Source organism: Ktedonobacter robiniae (genome assembly GCF_016587375.1).
Lineage (GTDB): Bacteria > Chloroflexota > Ktedonobacteria > Ktedonobacterales > Ktedonobacteraceae > Ktedonobacter > Ktedonobacter robiniae.
Genome location: NZ_BNJG01000003.1, coordinates 463,562 through 485,708, shown reverse-complemented (window position 1 = coordinate 485,708; position 22,147 = coordinate 463,562). Strand labels below are relative to the sequence as shown.

19 protein-coding genes and 2 pseudogenes are annotated in these 22,147 nt (G+C 54.9%); 16 read left to right on the top strand and 5 right to left on the bottom strand.

All coding sequences use genetic code 11. The annotated features are described in order from the left end of the window. Positions 1-291: 291 nt before the first annotated feature. From JMJ04_RS34660 to JMJ04_RS34645, 4 genes are all read left to right on the top strand, one after another. Positions 292-1,284 (top strand): TIGR03557 family F420-dependent LLM class oxidoreductase, encoded by a 993-nt coding sequence (locus JMJ04_RS34660; RefSeq protein ID WP_201374940.1) that lies wholly within the window; start codon positions 292-294, stop codon positions 1,282-1,284. Positions 1,285-1,824: 540 nt separating this feature from the next. Then, positions 1,825-2,406 (top strand): TetR/AcrR family transcriptional regulator, encoded by a 582-nt coding sequence (locus JMJ04_RS34655; RefSeq protein WP_201374939.1) that lies wholly within the window; start codon positions 1,825-1,827, stop codon positions 2,404-2,406. Between the two features lie 104 nt (positions 2,407-2,510). After that, positions 2,511-3,959: an MFS transporter gene (locus JMJ04_RS34650; RefSeq protein ID WP_201374938.1), complete on the top strand. Its 1,449-nt coding sequence runs from the start codon at positions 2,511-2,513 to the stop codon at positions 3,957-3,959. 20 nt (positions 3,960-3,979) lie between these two features. After that, positions 3,980-4,639 carry a nitroreductase family protein gene (locus JMJ04_RS34645; protein WP_201374937.1) on the top strand — a complete coding sequence of 220 codons (660 nt, stop codon included), beginning with the start codon at positions 3,980-3,982 and terminating at the stop codon, positions 4,637-4,639. Here JMJ04_RS34645 and JMJ04_RS34640 read toward each other — a convergent pair. Beyond that, positions 4,607-5,149, bottom strand: coding sequence for an MFS transporter (locus JMJ04_RS34640; RefSeq protein ID WP_201374936.1), 543 nt, complete (start codon positions 5,147-5,149; stop codon positions 4,607-4,609). The genes JMJ04_RS34645 and JMJ04_RS34640 overlap by 33 nt on opposite strands. A 476-nt stretch (positions 5,150-5,625) precedes the next feature. Here JMJ04_RS34640 and JMJ04_RS34635 point away from each other — a divergent pair, with 476 nt between their 5' ends. Both JMJ04_RS34635 and JMJ04_RS34630 read left to right on the top strand, forming a co-directional pair. Beyond that, positions 5,626-5,883 carry a transcriptional regulator gene (locus JMJ04_RS34635; protein ID WP_201374935.1) on the top strand — a complete coding sequence of 86 codons (258 nt, stop codon included), beginning with the start codon at positions 5,626-5,628 and terminating at the stop codon, positions 5,881-5,883. Positions 5,884-5,952: 69 nt separating this feature from the next. Further along, on the top strand, positions 5,953-6,228 hold the full coding sequence (locus JMJ04_RS34630; protein WP_201374934.1) for a hypothetical protein: 276 nt from the start codon (positions 5,953-5,955) through the stop codon (positions 6,226-6,228). Positions 6,229-6,231: 3 nt separating this feature from the next. Here the strand turns inward: JMJ04_RS34630 and JMJ04_RS34625 are convergent, their stop codons facing one another. Beyond that, positions 6,232-6,501, bottom strand: a complete 270-nt coding sequence (locus JMJ04_RS34625; RefSeq protein WP_201374933.1) for a hypothetical protein — start codon at positions 6,499-6,501, stop codon at positions 6,232-6,234. Between the two features lie 371 nt (positions 6,502-6,872). On the opposite strand from JMJ04_RS34625, the gene JMJ04_RS34620 reads away from it, so the two are divergent. The 10 genes and pseudogenes from JMJ04_RS34620 (at position 6,873) to JMJ04_RS34580 (ending at position 16,826) form a co-directional block, all read left to right on the top strand. Beyond that, positions 6,873-10,076 (top strand): winged helix-turn-helix domain-containing protein, encoded by a 3,204-nt coding sequence (locus tag JMJ04_RS34620; RefSeq protein WP_201374932.1) that lies wholly within the window; start codon positions 6,873-6,875, stop codon positions 10,074-10,076. 142 nt (positions 10,077-10,218) lie between these two features. Continuing rightward, positions 10,219-10,428, top strand: a complete 210-nt coding sequence (locus JMJ04_RS34615) for a hypothetical protein (protein WP_201374931.1) — start codon at positions 10,219-10,221, stop codon at positions 10,426-10,428. Between the two features lie 92 nt (positions 10,429-10,520). Further along, positions 10,521-10,949 (top strand): annotated as a pseudogene (locus JMJ04_RS49155) (nuclear transport factor 2 family protein); the annotation flags it as partial. Positions 10,950-10,970: 21 nt separating this feature from the next. Further along, positions 10,971-11,417: a YybH family protein gene (locus JMJ04_RS49150; protein ID WP_201376137.1), complete on the top strand. Its 447-nt coding sequence runs from the start codon at positions 10,971-10,973 to the stop codon at positions 11,415-11,417. Positions 11,418-11,610: 193 nt separating this feature from the next. Continuing rightward, positions 11,611-12,240 carry a lactate utilization protein gene (locus JMJ04_RS34600; protein ID WP_201374930.1) on the top strand — a complete coding sequence of 210 codons (630 nt, stop codon included), beginning with the start codon at positions 11,611-11,613 and terminating at the stop codon, positions 12,238-12,240. 50 nt (positions 12,241-12,290) lie between these two features. Then, positions 12,291-13,838 (top strand): FAD-dependent oxidoreductase, encoded by a 1,548-nt coding sequence (locus tag JMJ04_RS34595; RefSeq protein WP_201374929.1) that lies wholly within the window; start codon positions 12,291-12,293, stop codon positions 13,836-13,838. A gap of 296 nt (positions 13,839-14,134) precedes the next feature. After that, on the top strand, positions 14,135-14,374 hold the full coding sequence (locus tag JMJ04_RS47390; RefSeq protein ID WP_236038782.1) for a hypothetical protein: 240 nt from the start codon (positions 14,135-14,137) through the stop codon (positions 14,372-14,374). Between the two features lie 488 nt (positions 14,375-14,862). Beyond that, positions 14,863-15,295 (top strand): annotated as a pseudogene (locus JMJ04_RS47380) (alpha/beta fold hydrolase); the annotation flags it as partial. 934 nt (positions 15,296-16,229) lie between these two features. Further along, the gene (locus tag JMJ04_RS49145; protein WP_420799562.1) at positions 16,230-16,436 is read left to right on the top strand and encodes an IS3 family transposase; all 207 of its coding nucleotides are present in this window, start codon (positions 16,230-16,232) and stop codon (positions 16,434-16,436) included. Positions 16,437-16,442: 6 nt separating this feature from the next. Then, positions 16,443-16,826, top strand: a complete 384-nt coding sequence (locus tag JMJ04_RS34580; RefSeq protein ID WP_201374927.1) for a DUF5110 domain-containing protein — start codon at positions 16,443-16,445, stop codon at positions 16,824-16,826. Positions 16,827-17,062: 236 nt separating this feature from the next. Here JMJ04_RS34580 and JMJ04_RS34575 read toward each other — a convergent pair whose 3' ends face one another. The 3 genes from JMJ04_RS34575 to JMJ04_RS34565 all read right to left on the bottom strand — a co-directional run bounded on the left by JMJ04_RS34575 (position 17,063) and on the right by JMJ04_RS34565 (position 22,133). Then, complete coding sequence (locus JMJ04_RS34575) at positions 17,063-18,613, bottom strand: MFS transporter (RefSeq protein WP_236038776.1); 1,551 nt, start codon at positions 18,611-18,613, stop codon at positions 17,063-17,065. A 290-nt stretch (positions 18,614-18,903) separates the two neighbouring features. After that, positions 18,904-19,041 carry a transposase gene (locus tag JMJ04_RS49140; RefSeq protein WP_201374926.1) on the bottom strand — a complete coding sequence of 46 codons (138 nt, stop codon included), beginning with the start codon at positions 19,039-19,041 and terminating at the stop codon, positions 18,904-18,906. Positions 19,042-19,331: 290 nt separating this feature from the next. After that, entirely contained in the window at positions 19,332-22,133 is a 2,802-nt protein-coding gene (locus JMJ04_RS34565; RefSeq protein ID WP_201374925.1) for a winged helix-turn-helix domain-containing protein, read from the bottom strand. Positions 22,134-22,147 lie beyond the last annotated feature (14 nt).

Here is a 22,147-nt window from a genome sequence, read left to right as displayed (position 1 = left end):
CGCGTCTACATATAACCATCATATGTAGACGCGTGCTTGAGCAGCGTCGGCTATCTAGCTTTCTGCATACCGCAATAGTATTTTTCAGAAGCATTATAGCATCGATGAAGGCGACCATGCTGATAGAAACTCAACCTCTATATGGATCTAACATTTTAAATAGTGCAATTGCAGACTTCTATGGCAGAAGTGTATACGCAAGAAAAATTTGCTTCGTGTCTCTTTAAGGAGAAGAGTCCCCTGTGGTGCGTCTATCGGAGCTAAGAAGACCATCTGGAAAGAGGAAGTATCATGGTACAGTTTGGTTGGAAGGCAGGCCCGGAGCAGTATCCACCTGTTGAGCTTATGAAGTATGCCATCGCCGCTGACAAAGCGGGTTTTGATATGTTGGACGCCAGTGATCACTTTCACCCCTGGAGCGAGGAGGGCCAGGCCTGCTTTACCTGGACCTGGTTTGGTGCGGTCGCGACCCAGACGCAGCGCATCATGCTCAGCTCAGGTGTAACCTGCCCCATTCTGCGCTACCACCCATCGATTATTGCCCAGGCCTCCGCCACCGTCACCCATTTCGCCCCCAGGCGTTTCGCGCTTGGCGTAGGCACTGGCGAGGCGCTTAACGAATTTGCCGCGACCGGACAGTGGCCCGAGTACGCGGAACGCCGCGACCGCCTGGCCGAGGCCATCGAATTGATCCGCGCTCTCTGGACCAGCGAGCCTGTAACCTATAAAGGCAAATACTATCACACAAATAAGGCCAGGCTGTACACGACGCCGACCGGCCCAATTCCCATTATCGTCTCGGCCCTGGTGCCCCATAGCGCGCAATTCGCGGGCAAATATGGCGATGGTCTCTGGTCTGTAGGTGGCAAGCAGCCGGAGATCTACCAGGAGATCATCAAAAGCTTTGAAGAGAGCGCTCGTGAGGCGGGAAAAGATCCCAAGCGTATGCCACGCTGGCTTGAGCTAACAGTAGGCTATTCCAACAACCCCGAGGCGGAGATTCAGTCGCGCTTGAAATACTGGGCGGGCGCGCATGTCCCTGCACTCTTTGATCAGAAGATCTACACGCCGAAGATGTCGCAGGAGAATGGCGAGGTGGTTGGCGCGGATACGCTCAAGAAGATGGGCTGTTTCTCATCCAATCCCGAGGACCACGTGAAGTTTGTCAAACAGTACATCGAGCTGGGTTTTGATCACATCATCTTCCACTCTGGCGGCCCGGACCAGCTCGCCTTTATCGAGAGCTACGCCCGCGACGTGCTACCCAAGCTGCGCAATTTGTAGCTGTAGGGCAGATTTGTTAGTGCAAAGCATGAAGAAAAAAGCAGTCGTCCAGCTCAATTACATAATCGAGCTGGACGACTGCTTTTTATGAGAAACCCTCCATCTTAGAAGACTCGCGAAGGCCCGAGAAGGCTCGCTCTCACCCTCTTTGGAGAGGCGATCATGTTAGAGACACGCAAGTCTGCCCTTTAACGGTATTGGTTAAAGTTGGGTGATGCCACCATCAGCAACGAGATCTATGCCCATGCTGAAGCTACTTTCAATGGAACACATTGTGAGTTTAACGAAGCATTCACCAACACCAGACGGCGAACGTCCTGTAGAGGTGGCAGCTGTGGAGAGCACGGAAGAGCCCTACCTCCTCCTTGTTTTATGACAAGCGTTCTTTATCCCTTGTTCTCTGCTTGGAGGATTGTCAGAATATTCCTGCCAAGCCTGGGCCCCCTCGCGTTGGAGGGTCGCGCTACAAACGATGGCCTTCTCCAAACTTGACTTATCGGTCCAAAACGAGTATAGTATTTGCAGGGAGGCAAGCAAACAATGGCGAGACCCAAAACCTTTAATCGTACGCAGATGCTTGACAAGGCAATAGAGCTTTTCTGGAGTCGTGGCTATGAAGCGACTTCTATCAATGATTTACTGGCATATCTTAGCATCAAGCGCCAGAGTTTATATGACACCTTCGGGGATAAGCATACGCTCTTCCTTGAGGCTCTCAAGCGGTACGAAGAACGAGCTAGTGCGTCTACCATTGGAGTTCTGGAGGAATCTGGATCAGGGAAAGAAGCCATTACCCGTGTTTTTCGCGCTACGGTGCAACAGCTTGGGCAGACGATACCTCCACGAGGCTGTCTCATCGTCAACACCGCGATTGAGTTGGCTCCTCATGATCCCGAAGTGGCTCAGTTTGTTGCAGCGAGTGTCGCCCGCACGCAAGAGGCGTTCTACCGGGCCTTACTCCGTGCCAACGAGCAAGGGGAACTCCAGACGCAACGCGACCTGACCACCCTGGCTCGCTTTCTCACGGCATCGCTGCAAAGCTTGAATATTACTGCCAAGGCTACCCGGGACGCCGCACAGGTGCGCGATGTCGCCTCTGTAGCGCTTTCAGTGCTCTCTTAGCCTCTCAATTTTTTTATTCTTATTTTTGACTGATCGATCAGTCAAAAATAAGAATAATGCGAATACTATTTGCGTGAAAAAGGAAAGAGATGGTGCTTATTTTTATGACACAACAGATACAAGATCAACTACTCCAGGTGGAAGGAAGAGTACAGAAGAAGAGCATGCGCCGTTGGCTGATGCTCGCTGTGGTACTACTCGCGACATTTATGAATGCACTTGACACATTTATCGTTAATGTTGCTGTTCCTTCAATTGAGAGCAATATTCATGCGACCTTTGCGGAGGTACAGTTCGTCATCGCTGGCTATACGCTGGGGTATGCCGTGGTTCTGGTAACCGGAGGGAGATTAGGTGATATCTATGGGCGCAAGCGCCTGTTTCTGATTGGCGTGGCAGGTTTCACGCTCAGTTCTGCTCTCTGTGGTTTCGCACCCACCCCTACACTCTTGATTCTCTTTCGTCTGCTCCAGGGCATCCTGGCGGCACTGATGACTCCACAGGTGCTAGCACTCATCCAAATCAACTTTCAAGGACACGAGCGAGCGCTCGCCTTTAGCGCTTTCAGCATTACCATTGGCCTGGCCTCAGTTCTGGGACAATTGATCGGGGGCTTTCTTCTGGCGACGAATATATTGGACCTGGGTTGGCGTAGTATCTTTCTGGTCAATATGCCAATCGGGGTGGTCGCCTTCCTTGCAGCGTTGCTTCTCGTCCAAGAGTTCCATCCATCATCTCATCTCCAAGTTGATCTGGGAGGGGTTATTACTCTCTTTCTGGCACTCTTTCTCCTTGTATACCCACTCATCGAAGGCGGGAACGAGAGATGGCCGCTTTGGAGCTTTGCATGTCTGGTACTAAGTCTGCTCCTTCTCGTCATCTTTGCACTCTATGAGCAGTGGTTAACCAGGCGCGGCAAATCTCCGCTCGTACCCCTCTCACTCTTTCGTGAGCGAGCCTTTCTCGCGGGCCTTCTTTCAATCCTGCTCAGTAACACACTCTTTGGCGGTATCCTGCTCGTGCTACCCTTTTACTTACAGGATGGCTTGCACTACACACCGGTACAATCCGGTCTTGTCGTGATGGTCATGGGAATCGCGTTTCTACTCACTTCTCTAGCTTCTGCCGGAATCATCCGTCGCCTGGGAAATCGAACGCTTCCTCTTGGCGCAATCCTGATACTGGTTGGTTATCTCTGTATCTTCCTAGTTGTGCGTTTCCTTGTGCCGCTGTATGGTATCGCACCATTGCTGCTAGCTTCTGTCGTTGTCGGTAGCGGAAATGGTGTCCTCATGTCTCAATTGTTGACGAAGACGCTGGAAGGAATTAATCACAAGCATGTTGGTGCGGCTTCGGGCATATTCTCGACAACCCAGCAGATTGCCAATGCACTTGGTGTGGCCGTACTCGGCGTTATCTTCGCATCAATTGCGAAAGGAACAGGGTATATCAATGCCGCGAACATCTCATTTCTGATCATCGGTCTTGCGAGTGTGGGCCTCTTCTTGACCGTCATGCTCTTTCCCAACATGTCTGGAAGTCCCCATAAGTAATATTGAAGGAGAACAAATGTATGCCACAACTCGATCTTCTGCCAGATGCCTTGCTTTCTACCACCCGCGCAGTTCGTAGACGCCTGGATCTGACGCGACCAGTCGAGCCAGAGGTGCTTCGGGAGTGCCTGGAACTAGCGGTACAGGCCCCCACAGGCCGTAATCGCCAGCGCTGGGACTTCATTGTTGTGACGGATGCCGAGCAGCGCCGCGCCCTGGCCGAAGTGTACTGGCGTGGACCGGAACTGCCCCAGCCAATGCTTAGCGCACATCTGCCTGGTGCGAATTTCACCAGGGCCAGGCGCGGTGAGCATATCACCGACAAAACCTTTGAGGGGTTGAACTCCCTGATAGAGCGCCTGGATAAGGTACCTGCGCTCGTCATTCCCTGTATCCATGGTCGAACTGAAGGAGCCTCGATTCTTGAGCAGGCAAATACCTGGGGATCGATTCTGCCTGCCGTTTGGAGCTTCATGCTTGCTGCCCGTTCGCGCGGTCTAGGGACATGCTGGACCACTCTCAGTCCCTACTGTGAGCGCGAGGTAGCACAATTGCTGGGCATTCCTCACCATGAGATCATGCAGGCAGCACTCATTCCGGTAGCCTATACACTAGGCACCAACTTTCGTCCCGGTCCACGCGTGTCACTAGAACAGGTAGTGCATTGGAACCAATGGTAACACGATCGTAATACCGCCCGAGGGCTCCTGCTTTCCCAGGAAGTGGATGCGGGAGTCTTCCCTCACGTCTGCTCGCATTTCAGGACATTTACCAACTGGACACTGTAGGCTATGATCAGCAAAATGTTTACTAGCTGCCGCGAGCGAGGGCGGTGAAGATGCCAATGGCGGCGCAGCCAGCGCAGACGAGGAAGGCCGCGTGAAAGCCCTGCTCAAAGGTGTGTTGTAGGGCCTCGATGTGGGCTGGCGAGAAGTTGTGGCCTGGGGCGAGGAGAGCAGTGTGCCCGCAAGCGTACCACCCAGGGCGGCAAAGACCGTGCCAGTCAGGGCAACGCTCAGGCTCTGGCCGATCACGCGTGCAGTCGCCAGTAGGCCAGATGCTTCACCCTGCGCGTGGAGGGGAGCCGCGCCCATCATAGTACGCGTATTGGGCGACTGAAAGATGCCCTGGCCAATGCCGGTCACGGCGAGGCGCCAGAGAATATCCCAGAGGGAGCTCTGCGCGTTCATCTGGCTGAGCAGGAAGAGGCCAAAGCCCAGGCTAATAGGCGAGAGCCAGCGTGATCCCAGGCGGTCAGCCAGTGTGCCACTGAGGGGAGCCGCGAAGGCGAAACATAGGATCAGCTATTGTGAATAGCTAAAAAACCTCTTGATATTCAAGGTTTTTTATCATCAATATACTCAAGCTAGCTAGAGTCTTGAGTATGTTTTTCCTCTCGATCAGCTTGTATAGAGGCTTCTTTTGAATCGGCGAATACAATGCGGTTGTTTGAGCTTGTTGCTCCATCACCTGCCGTCTATTTGAAGAAAGTTGCTCTCTGAACAAAGTCAAAGAGGAAAATCATGTAGACGAGACGTGGTGGTGCGTACCACCAATCAACGAGAGGGAGTAAGTCAGGGGGGCAAGTGCGAGGTACATATGCTAGAAAGAGAGATGGAGTACAATGGGAGGAGGAACTTGCTGATAAGGAGGATATGTGAGATCCATGCGGTTAAAAAAGACAAACGAGAGTGTGATCTTGTTCTCGATGATCATGTGGGAGGAGGAGGAGTTGACGGCGTTGGCAAGGCAAGGATGTGAGTGGGTGCGTTTCTCAAGTATGGGCAAGCAGCAGCGGATATTAGGCAAGATTCACACCAAGTCGCTTGAAATTCAGTTAGAGCAAGGCATTGAAATTCAAGACCGGCAAATGGTAGTGCTGGGACCGGTGGAGTCAAGCAGAGGGGAAGTAAAAAAGATGTAACAGAGGAGAAAGTATAGAATGATCTTTTCATGTGATAGAGGCAAAAATGGATTATGAGGATGTGTGAGAGTGAACGGGGACTATCCAAGTCCCACAGCTGGCATCAACCAGGGTGATACTTCCGGCCCGCTGATTGACCTGGCACTGATCTATCCGCAAGGTGGCAATTTCGCTGATACGCAATCCTGCCCAGTAGCCAAGCGCAAAGATCGCCATAAAACGGCGGCTGCCATGCTGTTCAATGAGTTGCTTGGGTACAAAGCGTTGCTTCTCGGAGAGTTCGGTCGGAGCTACCGCTACAACCGTTGGGCGTCCATCGCGCGTGCTGGATTGCGACGAAGATAGCCCTCATCCATCGCCCACTGGCAAAAACGGCGTAGTCCGGAAAGCGCCTTGCTCCGGGTACGGGGCGCATGGCCTGCTCGTCTTTCGCGAGTCCAGATAGCCATGCACTGCCGTTTCAATCAGCAGACCCAGATGGAATGGCGTTCCTCCTGGTTGTTCGGCGCGCCAGCTGACAAAGTCACGCATTGTCGCCAGATAGATTGCGACCGTTTTCGGATCACGCGTGCCCAGCACATCTCGGAACTCCTCAAAGATGGCCAGACCATTGCTCACGTCTGGCATCTCTTTTCCCAAAACTTTCTCTCCAAAGATTCTCCGACAAGTTGATTATGGTTGTGAATTGCCAAAGATCATACACAGTAGGGATGATACTTTTTCCAGATTGACCTCGCTTTCCTCCTTCCAGGTTCGGATATGATGCTGGTCAAGATCGCTCTATCTGTTCCAATGGTCACCCTCTGCACCTTACTCGGATGGAATACAAGGCACCTGTTCTTCGAGACATCTCAGCGGTCTCGCAGCGATGGAGCGTTCCATGCCCAGGCTGACAGGTTGGTTTGCGGTTCGACCTTTGGGTGTAGTATACTTCTGCGTGTTGGGGATTGGGGGGTGGATGGAATACCCAACGGCAAGGGAAGGAAACGATGCCAAAACCATTAGTCCATGCACTCATCTGGTCCCATGAGCACAAACACTACACTCTCTATAACCACGGTCAACCCGAGCAGGATTTCCTTCCAGAAGACCAGTCAGCATTTGCGCGCTGGTTGGACGGACACGCCGCTTTTGCCTTTGAGGGGCAAGCGGGAAGGATCTCGGTCCTCAAAGAAGCCCGCTCCCGTGGAAGCGGCTATTGGTATGCCTATCGCACGCACCACCGCCACACCCGCAAGCGCTATCTGGGACGGACGCAGACCCTCTCGCTGGCTCGCTTAGAGGAGACCGCCAGGATGCTCTTGCCCGAACAGAAGCCCGCGCACGCGACTTCCCAGGGGATTGTGCCTCTTTCCAGTAAGCTCTCCCTGCCGCGCTTGCCGGCTGCGCTGGTGGAGCGCGAGCGATTGCTAGCCGCCCTCGATGAGGCGCTTGCCACGAGGCTCTCCCTGGTCTCCGCGCCGGCAGGCTTTGGCAAAACGACGTTGCTGGCCACCTGGGCCAGTCGGCGTCGTGTCCAGGTCGCCTGGCTCTCGCTAGACGACCTGGACACGACGCCGACGCGCTTCTGGGTCGCGCTTATTGCAGCCCTGCGCCATTGCCCCAGCTTCACTCCTAGCTTTGGAGCAAGTCCGATAGCGCTGCTGCAATCCCCCCAGCCGCCACCACTGTCCACCATGCTCACGGCGTTGCTCCAGGAACTGGAAGGCGGCGAGGGGCATGCTGCCCCCATCGTATTGATTGTGGACGATTATCAGGTGATCGGCGATCCAGCCATTCACGAGGGTATGTGTTTCTTCCTGGAGCATCTACCTGCGTACGTCCATTTGATCCTCTCCAGCCGCGTAGACCCTGACCTGCCCCTTGCACGCCTGCGGGTGCGCGGACACCTGACCGAGATCCGTGCAGACGAACTGCGCTTTGCAGAGGGGGAGGCGAGCCAGTATCTGGGCCAGCTGCTCTCCCCTGCGCTCGAAGCCGACGAGGTGCGCAGGCTGGTGAGCCGGACCGAGGGCTGGATCGCTGGCTTGCATCTGGTCGCGCTTACCCTGCAGAAACGCGCAGATCGCGCGGCCTACCTTGAGGCGTTGACTGGCAGCCAGCGCTATCTCCTGGATTACGTGCAAGAGGAGATCCTGGTCCGTCTGCCTGAGAGTGTGCGCGACTTTTTGCTTCACAGCGCCATCCTCTCGCACCTGGATGCTACCGTGTGCCAGGCCGTAACCGGAGCACCGACCAGGGCGACCAGTCAGCAGAGGCTCATGTTCCTGGAGCGGGCCAACCTCTTTGTGGTGCCTCAGGATGAGGAGCGGCGCACCTATCGGCTGCACGATCTCTTCCGCGAAGCCCTGCTCTCTGTTCTCCACACCACGCAACCAGAGCTGGTGCCGCTCTTGCACCAGCGGGCCGCTGCCTTTTATGAGGCCCAGGAGCAATGGTACGAGGCCATTCCCCATGCGCTTGCCGCCGCTGACTACTCCATGGCAGCGAGGTTGATGGAGCAAACCGTCGAGCAGTTCTGGCTGCGTGGGGAGGCCGAGACGATAGCGCGTTGGGTGCTCGCGCTGCCCCAACCGCTCGTGCATGAGCACGCTCGCCTGCTGCTCACGACCGCCCTCTACCTACTCAACACGGTCACACAGACGACCCGCGAGCAGCGGGCCAGAGTCTACCAGCAGGCGCAGCAGCTCATGGCGCGGGTCGAGAGTTCCTTGCCGTTCCATGTGGACGAATACAGCCACCTGACCGTAGCCACCCGTACAGGTACGGGCGCCGTTCTTCCCACCGAGGCTCGGGGGGCCTTGCTGCATCGGCGTCTGCGCCTGTTACACGCAGAGATGGCCTGGTATGAGGCGATGGCCATCTGGGAGTATGGGCGTTTAAGCGCTCTGTATCAGGAGATCCAGGAACTTGACCAGGATGAGGAGGTCATCTGGCAAATCTTCCCGCTTCTCTGCCGTTTCCTCCTCCACTACTGGGACCGGCAAGAGGGCGCGGTGCTTGTGCCGCAGCTGCTCTCCGCAAAGCAGCGGGTGGGTCAATCGGCAAGCCTCTATGCGATCACCAGAGTCAGGGAATGGTTGGCGCTCTCGCAAATGGAGGCAGGACACCTGCGCCTGGCCTATCAGGAGAGCCTGGATACCCTCGACCTGGTCGAACAGATCGCGGGCTATGCCCCGCTGAAAGGATTTCTCCAGATCTGCCTGGCACTTGTGTTCTACCAGTGGAATCGTCTGGAGGAAGCACACAGCTTGCTGTACACAATCGTGCAGGACGCCACAGCCTGGCCGCATCTGAATGTGCTCGGGATGGGATATGCCTGCTTGATACAGGTCGAACTCGCCAGGGGTGAGTGGTCGCTCGCCGAGCTGGCGCTGCATGAGCTGGAGCAGTTGGTAGAGCGCGAACGCTATTGGACCTACTCAGACTGGCTATTGACGCTGCGAGCGCAGTGGTGGCTGGCGCAAGGACAGCTCAAGGAGGCGTCCGACTGGGTGAGTGGTGTCCTTTTTCCAGAAGGGCCATGGGATAGGAACCTGTATGATGCCTTCCCGATCATGATCCGCGTGTATTTCGCGAAGCTTCGCTTTCGAGAGGCATTGAACTTGCTGGAACGCTGGAGCGGACACCTGGATCGACCGACCAATGTCAGGATCACCATAACGTATCTGGCTCAGCTGCTGGTAGCGTTGCACCAGACAGGCCAGCACGACCAGGCCCGCGAGATCGCAGCACGCCTCTTTGCCCTGACGGAACCAGAGGGCTACCTGCGCGTGTATCTGGATGAGGGCGAACTCATGAGGGAGGCACTTCTAGCGTTGCTCACCACACACGTAGGGCAGCACGAGTTGGCTGCTGCCACCAGAGCCTATATCGCAAAGCTCCTGGCTGCCTTCGAGCAGGAGAAGCCAGGCGCGAACAGGTCACTGGAGGGGGCAACCACACCCGAGCCTGCGCCTTCTTCGACCCGGCAGCCATCGGCCATCTCCTGGGCGCCGGGGATTTCCCTGACCAGGCGCGAACAGGAAGTCTTGCGGTGGCTTTCCGCCGGAGCCTCCAATCAGGACATCGCCCAGGCCCTGGTGATTTCCCTGGACACCGTCAAGAAACACGTCAGTCATCTGCTCGGCAAGCTGGGAGCGAGCAGCCGCACACAGGCAGTGGCCCTGGCGCGTGCCCGCTCGCTGCTCTAGCACCTCGTTCTCCCCAACAGGGTGTCATCCTGCCTTTCAAAACTCCTCCTTTTCTTCCCCTTTTGAGGGCTGTGTTGGAGGGCACGCCCTTTTATACTCTTCATGAGAACAGAGCACTCCGCTTAGACAGAGGAGGAGACCGATGTACTACCGCATTCGCATCCAGGGACATCTGGACCCATCCTGGCAAGACCGGTTTGGGGGATTACACATCGAGCAGCAGGAGACTGGCACCACGCTGCTCTCAGGAGTGCTGACGGATCAGTCAGCACTCTATGGGGTGCTCTTACAGCTCATCCGGCTTGGCCTAGTGCTGCTCTCGCTTGAAACGAGCCAGGCGGAAGGTGCGTGAGCAGGCACGAGATCGCCCGTGAAAGACAGATGGTGTGCGCGTGACTCTGAGGGGTCATGGCGATTGAAGCACACAGACGAAGGAGAAAATCAATGAGCAATTTAGAGAGTATTGTTGATCGCTTCGAGATCGAGGCGCTACGCAGCGAGTTCACTGACGCAGTGATGATGCGTGACCCCGACCGCCTGGCGTCGCTGTTCACCGAGGACGGCGTGTGGCGGATACCCCCCATCGTCGAACTCACTGGCCGGGAGCAGATCCGCGCCGGGAGCAAGCGGTTGCAGGGGCAGTGGGACTACTTCGTGCAAACTACGCATCCAGGCACGATCCATCTGGAGGGCTCCACCGCGGTCGGCCGGGCCTACATCTGTGAGCTCGCGCGCCTGCGCGACGGCAGGTCCGGGCTGAACTACGCTGTGTACCACGACCGCTACCAGCGCACTGAGGACGGCTGGAAGTTCGCCGAGCGCGTCTACGAGGTCAGATACCTTGACACCACACCGCTTGCGGGCTCGGCGCCCCAGGCAGCGGAGGAGGAAACTATGCCAGTTGAAGACAACAAGAAAAACGATGAAGCCGAAATTAAAAGGGTCATCGAGGGTGGGGTCGAGGCGCTTCGGGCGAAGGATCTCGATGGGGTGATGTCCATGTACGCACCCGAACTGGTGTCGTTCGATATCGTGCCCCCGCTGCAATATGTGGGAGCAGATGCATACAGGAAACATTGGGGAGAGGCGCTCTCGTCATTCCCAGGTCCGATCAACTATGAAATTGTTGACCTGTCCATCACAGTGGGCGATGACGTGGCATTCGCCCACAGCTTCAACCGGCTGAGCGCAACCATGGCCAATGGGCAGAAGATCGGTAACTGGTTGCGTTGGACCGCTTGCTTTCAGAAGATCAACGGCAAGTGGCTGATCGTACACATGCAGGCTTCGGTGCCTGTCGATTTGATGACAGGCCGCGCGGTGATTGACCTCAAGCCATAGCCATTATTGAATAGAAATTTTGAGATGAATCTGGTCACATGTGGACCTTTCTTCTGTTGATGAACGCTTCTCTCAGCAACGAGAGGATCGACCAGATGAAGAGAGAGGGGATAGCTCATTAACAGCGTCATCAGCAATCTTCCATCAGGTTCATCTCAAAATGGATAAAAGACAAGCAAGGGAAACAATCGCAATGACTACCAATCTATCACAGTCCGAATTCACACAGCTGGGCTCAGAGAAGCAGATCGAGAAGACCGTCCAGGCACTGCAAGCGCACGGCATGCTCGTTGTCGTCTTTGAGACCGGCGAAGAAGCACAAAAGTATGTGCTTGACCTGATCCCCGAGGGCGCTGCGGTCTATAATTCGCCCTCGCGTACCCTTGAGGTGATTGGCCTCTCCAAGCAGATCGAACACGCAAACCACTTTCAAGCGGTGCGCGCTCAGTTATCGACACTTGATTACGCGACCCAGCGCAACGAGATGCGCAAACTGGTCGCAGCCCCCGATGTCCTGGTGGGAAGTGTGCAGGCGGTCACCGAACAGGGCGAGGTGCTCATCGCATCAGCCGCTGGCAGCCAGTTAGGTGCTGCCGTCTTTGGTGCGAGCAAGGTGATCTGGGTGGTTGGCACACAAAAGCTCGTGCGCACGCTGGAAGAGGGGCTTCGCCGCATCCGCGAATATAGCCTTCCTTTAGAAAATGTACGTGCCCAGCAAGTCTACGGCCGGCCCAGCGCTATCAATAAACTATTGACCATCAATGCGGAGCACGAGCCAGGTCGTATCACGATGGTCCTGGTCAAGCAGCAGCTTGGCTTCTAGGAGATCTGGTCGCAGAAAAGAAGTAGAAGAATAAGAAAGGTGCTATAGATATGCAGGATGAAACAACAACAGGAACGCAAGAAAAACAACAGCAGGCAGTGGTGATTGGTGCAGGCATTGCTGGCTTGCTGGCGACACGGGTTCTTGCGGAGTATTATGAGCAGGTGCTGGTGGTAGAACGAGACGCGTTGCCCGTCCAGCCCCAACCACGTGCAGGCACGCCTCAGGCACATCATCTCCATCGGTTGTTGCCACGTGGCAAGATGATCCTGGAACGCCTGTTTCCTGGTTTCCTTGATGGCTTGCTCGAGCACGGAGCCTTCTCTCTGGAGCATACCAAAAGTCTTCTGATTGCCAAGGATGGACGCACGGCCCTCAGCGCTCCCATCGCGATGGGCAAGGATGCATCGTGTAGCCGGGCCCTGCTGGAGTGGGAAATACGGAAGCGCGTGCAGGCGCGTGCAGGCGTGCGTTTTCTGACCCATCAGGACGTGATTGGCCTCGTTGCGTCATCTGACCGCAAACGCATCACGGGTATCTGTGTGCGTGAGCACGGACAATTGGCAGAGCGGACAACTATAGCAGCGGATCTGATCGTTGACGCCAGTGGACATTCCTCCAAACTCCCCCACTGGCTCCAGGAACTGGGCTACCATCTGCCTGAGGATGAGCAGGTCCATTCCGCCATTGGCTATAGCACACGCTATTACCAGTTCCCGACAGGCGCACATCACGAGTGGAGTAACGCGCTCAAATCTTTCTCTCAGAGCGATGGGGTCGTGTTCTCGCTCCTTGAGAACCACACCAGTGCCGTGATCATCGGCAATATCGGGGGCCATTATCCTCCTACCGATGCAGCGGCGTTTGAGCAACGACTCGCCGTCGCCATTGGGCCATACCTCCCCTCACTATTGCAAGACGCTCGGCCACTGGACGATCCGCGCGGCTACCGCATCCCAGTATGTGTGCGCCATCACTTTGAGCAGATGGAGGATTGGCCCACTGGTCTGCTGGTCATGGGAGACGCCTTCTGCAATTTTGACCCCATTTACGGACAAGGCATGAGCGTGGCTGCGATTGAGGCAGAGACCCTGGCGCGTTGTTTACACGAGCAGCAGAGTTCTCCTCAACCCGGCTTTGAACGACACGTGCTCCAGCGCATGCAGGAGGCCATCGCCCCGGCCTGGTGGCTCAGTAGTGTCTCTGATCTCAATACGCCTGGAGTGACCTATACGGGTTCCTCACCATTGCGTGGCGTTAGGTTGATCCAATTATATCTCGACCTGTATTTCAAATATGCCCCGGTGCATGATCGGAAATTGCTGCAAGAAGGAATGCAGGGGCAAACGTATATGCTCAAAAACTTCTTGATGTATGGACTGCTGATCTCACCGCGCGAAGTGATTAATGCACGTATGCTTGCCACCTTACTCGCTGTGGGAGAAGCTTCAGAGGAACGACAACTGCTGGCAGAGCTTCTCCAGGGCTATCCTCAACGCTTCGAGGCGATCCTCGATGAGATCATCCCCGACTTTTCCCGCTCTTTTGAAGGTCTGCAAGCCTTTGCGCGGGAGGAAGAAGTCTCAGTGTCTCAGTAGTCTGACCGCTTGCAACATGTTCCGGTTCCTAGCCAAGTGGATTCGTCAAAATAGGAATATAAAGAAGAATACGTAATGGCATGGTGTATTTGCGTCATTACATACCCTAAACAAAGGGAACATTGTCGTAATTCACGGTTTCTGAGCCCGTGGGCCTAACTGGAGCGGAGTAATTTTTACCCCATAGAAGTAATGCCATTTTTCGTGGCTGCAACGCAACATACGCATACCTCTCAAGTTGATGACGTAGCCGTTACGCGTCAACTGTGCACAGCCTTAGAAGGGCCGATACTACGGTGGATCAATCGTATGATGACTGTGTTATTTCTGAGGCGGCTAATCATATATCAGGAGTGGTAGGTCTAGTCTTCTATCTCGATGTTCATTTTGCCAACGGCATTGACTCTGTAGAGGCGCGAGCGCTGGCGGTCTCTCAAATGTTACCCAATGCCAGTATCTTTCATACACCACCGCCAAGCAGCCAGCGTGAAAAGCGCTTTCCGCGTGGCGGCTGTTTGGTTTCCAAGATCGGATAACCCACCCGAATCAGCATCACTGGATGGCGCAACGGAGCCAAGCAACGGTGCGCGAGATTGCGTCGAGGCATGTTCTGTTTCTGTCATACCCTGAGGAAGGTGATTCAAGTGATCCTGGAAGCGGCCAACAAGGTCGTCTCTGCCTGATAGAGGTTCTCTATCAGGTGATGGAGGCTGAGAGGGACAAAGACAATGCTCTACCGCTCTCATCCCTGGCTGGCTTGGTAATGAGGGAGAGGAGGATATATTTATCGAGCAGCAACTGTTCGTAGGGCCTTTGCTAGCTATTTCCTTCTTAATCCCTTTTGAAAGAAGCCATTGGAAACCTGTGTGGTTGCTCAGAAAGAGTGATAGTGTGATTGAATCTAAAAGGAGAATTTTACCCGATGAGTACAAGCATCATCACCACTCAAGATGGAACCACGATCTTCTACAAAGATTAAAGACTGGGGTACGGGTCAGCCCGTGGTCTTCAGCCATGGCTGGCCGCTGATCCGGGTGGTCTGCCCATCGAGCTCTTCGACCAGTTCCGTGCGAGCATCACAGGGGACCGCTCGCAGTACTATAAGGATCTGAGCGCCCCCTTCTATGGGGCCAATCGTCCCGACTCCAAAGTCTCGCAAAGGTGTTCTGGACATGTTCTGGCTCTGGTCGATGCAGGTAGGCCTCAAGGCGGCCTTCGACTGGATTAAGGCCTTCTCTGAGACCGACCAGACCGAAGACCTCAAGTGGTTTGACGTCCCTACTCTGATCATCCATGGCGATGATGATCAGATTGTGTCGATAGGTGACTCGGCCCTGCTCTCCGCCAAGCTTATCAAGGGTGCGACTTTAAAGGTCTATCCGGGCGCCCCCCATGGTCTCATGTGTACACACAAGCAGCAGTTCAATGCAGACCTGCTGATTTTCCTCAGGTCTTAGACGTGGCAGTATGAGAGTTTGTTGACGCCGTCTGTTTGCCATCAGGGAAAGCATACGGGAGCACAATTTGGATGGGAATACTGCCGCTGTGTATGCTGCAAGCGATCATTTCCTTTGCTGCTGCGCTCGCTCCGGCGGCTTCTGCAGATTGGGCTCTACCAATGCAATATAGGTAGCCGCCTCCAGGTATGGCAAAGGGGCAGCGAATGGCTGCCCCTTTGCCATACTGTACGTATCTGTGAGGCGCAACTTGAGAGACTTTCCTTCATGAATCTGCTGCCCTCTATTCTGAACGATTCATTGATGTGTTTGTTGTTTCTCTTTCCGAGAACGCTCTAGGGTGCGCCTACACCAGCGTTTGTGCAAGAAAATTGATTTTTCCGCAATTATAGTGGTGATTCATCCTTTGCCTAGCTTTGTCATCTGGCTTTTGATAGCTTGCCAGTACTGTCAAATTTGGTGATAACATCTTCAATAGGCAGCAAGAAGTCAAAACCTGAGCTCAAACATGGAAGATAACAATAAATAAGCTAGCTCATTGTTCACCAAATTTAAGCCAGACCCGCATTTCCCGCTGATTTTGGCTCATCACTGGTGCTTATTACCAATAGTCCTAATATATTATTGCGTATCAAACTATATATGCCTATTAAAATAAATTGTATATACAAAGTAGCGAAATGACCATTAAGCTTTTCAAGCAAAGGCAAACAAAAGGAGACTGCTGATGGGTCAGCCAGGCATTCAGAATCGATAATCTTGGGGCATCTTCTCCCAATCCTATGGTATAAAGGTATTACTGTTCAGCTTGCCGGTGAGGGGACAATAGTTGGGAGAATCTAAGGACACATGAGCGAGACATATCGGGCTGCGGGTGTTCAATCTGTTGGAGGGGGAATGGTTCAGCTGATTATTGCAGAATACCTACTCGATCATGTTGCTCTGCAATGTGCTTGACGTCTCAGAGAGCGGCTATTATGCGGGGAAAACCCGTCAGGTTTCCCAGCATTGCCGAGAAGATGCCAGGCTGGCTGCCCAAATTCACCATATTTTCTTGGAGCATCGGCAGGTCTACGGCAGTCCACCTATTTATGCAGCCCTCAAAGAACGAGGAGTGCAAACTTCCCGCAAGCGGTTTTAGCGGCTGATGCAGCAGTTAGGGATCAGCGCACACGTTAAGCGCAAGCACAAGCCCACCACCAAGAGTGATCCAATGGGACGCTTTGCTCCCAATCTTCTGAACCGGGAATTTGAGGTGGAACAGCCCAATACGCGTTGGGTTACCGATACCAAAGCGGTCGCCACTGTCGAGGGCTGGCTCTACGTGGCCGCGATTGTAGATCTCTTCTCACGCCGGGTAGTGGGGTGGGCGATGGATGTAGCGAAAGATGGCGTTTACGCCCGGTGCACGATTACCTGTGTAGTCGAGGATGAAAACATCCACGTCGTAATAAGCGAGCAGGAGGGAACGTTTGTTCCCGACTATCAACGAATACGACTGGAATTCGCTCAGTCTCTGCTGAACCCATAGCTGTTTTCTCAAGAGAGTGAGGCAAGCTGGCGCTACGATGCCGTGCAGCGATGCCTTCATATCGAGCTGAATGAAATAAACCTCACACAAAAAGTGGATCCTGCGGTTCGCTTTTAATGGTGAGCCTCAGTATCAGTGTTTGAATACAGACGAGAGATGGAGAGAACTGATCTCTCCATCTCTCGTCTGTATTCCTTTAGAATGTAATGGAGGCAGAAGCTTTTGCTTTAAGATAATTACCGGTTACCACGGGCCAGGGCGGTGAAGATGCCGATGGCGGCGCAGCCAGCGCAGACGAGGAAGGCTGCGTGAAAGCCCTGCTCAAAGGTGTGTTGTAGGGCCTCGATGTGGGCTGGCGAGAAGTTGTGGGCCTGGGGCGAGGAGAGCAGTGTGCCCGCAAGCGTACCACCCAGGGCGGCAAAGACCGTGCCAGTCAGGGCAACGCTCAGGCTCTGGCCGATCACGCGTGCAGTCGCCAGTAGGCCAGATGCTTCACCCTGCGCGTGGAGGGGAGCCGCGCCCATCATAGTGCGTGTGTTAGGCGACTGAAAGATGCCCTGGCCAATGCCGGTCACGGCGAGGCGCCAGAGAATATCCCAGAGGGAGCTCTGCGCGTTCATCTGGCTGAGCAAGAAGAGGCCAAAGCAGGCGATAGTCAGGCCAATAGGCGAGAGCCAGCGTGATCCCAGGCGGTCCGCCATTGTGCCACTGAGGGGAGCCGCGAAGGCGAAGGTGAGTGGCAGTGGCGTAAGCAAGAGGCCAGTCTGGATTGTCGAGAAGCCGCGCAACTGCTCAAAGTAAAAGGGGAGCAGGAAGCCAGGCGCGAAGAGGGCCATCATACAGAGCATAAAGCTAATGTTGGCGAAGACAAAAGTGCGATTGGTCAGCAGTTCCAGGTTTAAGATGGGATGAGCCACGCGTGACTCGATCAGGATGCCCAGGCCCAGCATGATAATCCCTGTGCCAAAGGTAAGAAAGGTAGCGGTAGAGGTCCAGCCCCACTCCTGGCCGAAGGAGAGGCCCAGGGTCAGTGAAGCAAGAGCGATAGCCAGTACCAGTGCGCCCAAGGGATCGAAACGCTCGTGTCGCTTGCCCTTGGGGTGTGGCTCATAAAAAAAGCGCCAGCCAGCAAGGATAATGAGCAGGCTAACGGGAACGTTGACATAGAAGATCCAGCGCCAGGTCAGGTACTGCGTAATAATGCCCCCAAGGGTAGGTCCCAGGGCGACTCCCAGCGAGACCACAACCGCGTTCAGCCCCAGGGCCAGTCCCCGCTTGTTACCAGGAAAGGTACTGGTAATCATAGCGATATTAACGGAGAATACAAGCGCACCGCCGATGCCCTGGAAGAGACGCGCGATGATGAGAAAGAGCAGCGAGGGCGCCAGTCCGCAGAGCGCTGATCCCAGGACAAAAATAGCCAGTCCCGCCAGGAAAATAGGTTTGCGCCCAAGGATATCAGCCAGCCGGCCAAAGGTAAGCAGGGTCGCGGCAATGATGACGAGATAACCAATGATGATCCACTCAGTAGATCCACTGATGCCGGTATGGAAGGTACGCGCGATAGTAGGTAAACCAATATTGATAATAGAGCCATCAAGCGTCGTCATAAAGCTGGACGAGGCGGCCAGAGCCAGAATGATCCATTTATTGACTGAAGGGGATAGAATCTCACTGCTTGCGCTGATCACGTCGGTCGAATAATGTGCTTCGTGTGTAGAGGTTACAGGTGAAGAGAGAGTGACATTGATATGTGATCCGGTGTCTTGTTCATAGCTAGAGGGCATAGAGGTCTCCTATGAGGGTTTGAATAGATGCTTTTGCATACACTGTAGTTATTTCAGTATAAGATTCTCACTATGCATATGTCCAATAGATAATTCTGGTAAGATTCATAGGTAAAATCTATAAAAGACAAGCAATGGAAAAAGAGAGACAGCGGAAAGGAAATCAGCCTGTTTTGTTTCCGATTCGTATTGACTCGACTGTATTGAACTGCTCGATCCCTTGGGCAAACCATTTGCGGCGGACACGCCACTCCAGACGATAGCGGAAGCAAAACCTGACACGGCAGAACTCAACAGCTGAGAGTAAAATCAAACCCTGGATCATCCAAGGACAGCCCAAGCAAATAATTCCAATCAACCCGTCCGCGAACTGCATCGGCTGCTTGACGATCTGGCAATTCTTCCAGAAACTGAAGGATTGTGATCAAGGCAAGTCGTCACAGAGCTTGAGCAGGTCGCCCATTGTTAAGAAACAGGTGGACAAACGATTGATCCTGATACAGGGTTCCAAGGGCGTCATACAATTTCAGGTAGGGATTGCCTTTCGGATAGGCCGCCCGTGTCCTCGGCGGTTTCCTCGGGGATAAAAAAGTCGTTTTGTGAGTGTAAGGTCATAGATCTTCTCCTGCTTTCCGGTTTTCTCGAGTTTGCCTCTCTAACTCAATAAGAAAGACAGCAACCGGAAAAGCCGGGGGCGCGTTTTTTGCAGGCAGGAGGCTTACTCCCCGGTGGAAAGAAGGCCAAGAGTTCGCGCTCGTGCCACCGCCTGGGTGCGATTGGCGACATCGAGTTTGCTGAGGATATTACTCACATGGTGCTTAATCGTACCGGCTGCGACCACCAATTTTTCCGCAATCTCCTGGTTCGAAGCACCGCGTGCGAGCAGGTGCAACACTTCCTGTTCACGCGTGCTCAACGGGTCTATCAGTGTTGGGGGTGGTTCGTTTTTCAGACGGCCTGGTTGGGCTTTCGGCCGCGGTTTGAACGCGTGCAAGAGTGTCTCCAGATACGGCAGATCTTCCTCCTGCTGTCCCTGTTCTCTAAGTTGGGAGAGTAATATAGCCATGAGTGGTCCTTCGTCCACAAAGCGACGGATGTAGCCTTCGGGCGCGCTTAGATGCACGGCCTGCGAAAGCAGTGCCAATGCCTCTCGCTGCTGCTGGAGCATATGGTACGCCTGCGCCTGCAAGAGCCACATTTCCAGCACATTGTACCACCGCTGCGTGGCTATTGCCCGTTCTACCAGGGGGAGAAGCAGGTGCAAGGCATATTCCGGCTGGGATTCAGCAAGCAACAGGTGGACGAACGCAATGCCCTGTTTTTCCCGCGCCAGAGAAGAAGCCAGCGGCGCTTCCCGCAGCAGACCCCTCGCCCAGCGTCGCGCCTGTTCCAGATCGCCACATGCCAGCCAGAAACGCATCTGATCGACGCAGCTCCAGAGCGCTGTGCAATAGGGTGATGCCATAATCCGCCCGACGTATGCTAATTGTTGCGAGACGTTTCTGGCTTCCTCCCATCGCTCTTGCGAGAGGGCAAGCTGCAGCAAGATGGTATAGCCGAACGGTAAAAACGCCAGCATTTCGGTCTGTTCGCCCAACTGGATCGCCTGTTCGGCCAGGCTCTGGGCTTCCTCTAATCGGTTCCATTCATGCAAGATCCTTGCATGAAAGGCATAGGGCCAGCACAGCAGAGTTGGTTGGGGCTCCTCAAAGGTGTGGAGCATGTGGATCGCCTGCTGGCTCCATTGCCATGCCTGGTGCAATTTACCCGCTATTGTTCTTTCCCATACTGCCTCGTACCAGTAGACACTCTCGAGCACGAGATCTCCCTCCGCTTTGACCCGGCTCCATGCGACCTGCACTTGCCGCATCGCCCGCTCGAAATCCCCCTCAGAAATGTTCGCCCGAGCCTGGGCAAACCTCTCCTGGAGCCGTGCCGCCCATTGCTGCCCTTCAAGGTGGGTCAGCGCTTCCTGACAGAAGGCCTGTGTTGCTCCTGCATCCCCATGATAGGAACTCGCAATGATGGCCTGCAAGGCGGCGATTTCCCCCAGAAGCGACGTCGGTGCCTCTGGTTCGTGCTTGCCTCGCACTCGGCCTGTCTGTTCTTCCCGCAAATGGACTCGTGCCCAGGCGCTTCTGGCATCGCGCAACCAGCTTTCGGTGACCCCTGGTGGAGCGATCCAGAACAGGCCCTGGGCAGAGGTCAGGCATAAACGAGGTCGCTCACGCACGACCTCGCGAGGGAGTTGCTCAATCCAGGAAAGGAGCAACGCGTCCCTGAGCCGACCCCAAATGTGCTGACTGGGGATCTGCTCCATCAGGCACGCGGCCCAGGACCACTCGTGCGCCTGCAGCGCATGCTGGATCGCTTCGCTGCGCATCTGCTGTGCCGCATACCACTGACTGGCCCGCAGATGCAGAAGCGGCACCTCGGTGGGGGAGGTCTGCTCCAATCGAGCGCGCAGTACCTCGGCAAAGAGGGGATGGTAGGCGTACCACTGGCGCTGCTCATCAAGGAGACTCAGAAAGAGATTGGACCGCTCTACTTTCTCCAGGAAGAGCTGGCTGTCCTGCTGCTCCAGGACAGCATTACACAGGGAGTTGCACAGGCGGGGTAAGATAGACGTTCGCAGGAGGAAATTCTGCACCTGCTCTGGCTGGCGATTCAGCACCTCCTGCACCAGGTACTCGAACAGAGCGGGCTGGTTCCCCTGCAACGCACGGAGCAGATCTTTCGGAGGTGCCTGCCCTTTGAAGGCGAGCGCCGCCAGTTGCATGGCCGCCCACCAGCCCTGTATGCGTGCGCCCACTTTCTGGATGTCCTGCTCGGAAACCCGAAGGTTCATCACGTCGTGGAGAAAGGCGGTCTCCTCCTCTCTGGTCGCGCGCAACTGCTCGGTGCGTAATTCCAGGACCTGTGCCTGAGTGCGCAACCGCGTCAGGGAAAAAGGGGGATCCGTCCGTGTCGAGAGCACCACACACAGGGTAGGTGGTAGGTGATTAAGCAGGGAGGCAAGCAGGGCATGGATCACTGGCTCCGTAATCTCCTCATAATTATCCAGCACCAGCACCAGGGGTTCGCTCAGCTGGGCAAGGCCATTGATCAACTCCGTGAGCATTGCTTGCCAGGAAGGTTGCAGGGTATCGTGGAGTGCCGCAAAGGGGAGGCGCGAGAGCCCAGGCTGGCACTGTTCCAGTGCCGTCAGCACGTAGGTCCAGAACTGAAAGGGAACATTATCGCCCGCGTCAAGCGACACCCAGGCCACTGGTGGGTGGCCTGGAGCAAACGAACGAACCCAGCTTGCGAGGAGTGTGGTTTTCCCAAAGCCCGCGGTGGCAGAGACGAGAATGACGCGTTGGTGGAGGCCAGCATTGAGCAGTGCCAGGAGGTGAGGGCGAACAATGATCTCATGGGAAGATGCCGGGAGAAGGAACTTGGTTGCAAGCAGGGGTTGAGGAAACGAGCGTGGGATGGGCTCGGGCTCTTTAATATGGCGTTCATGGATATTCTTGCCCATGACCGTTCTTCCCT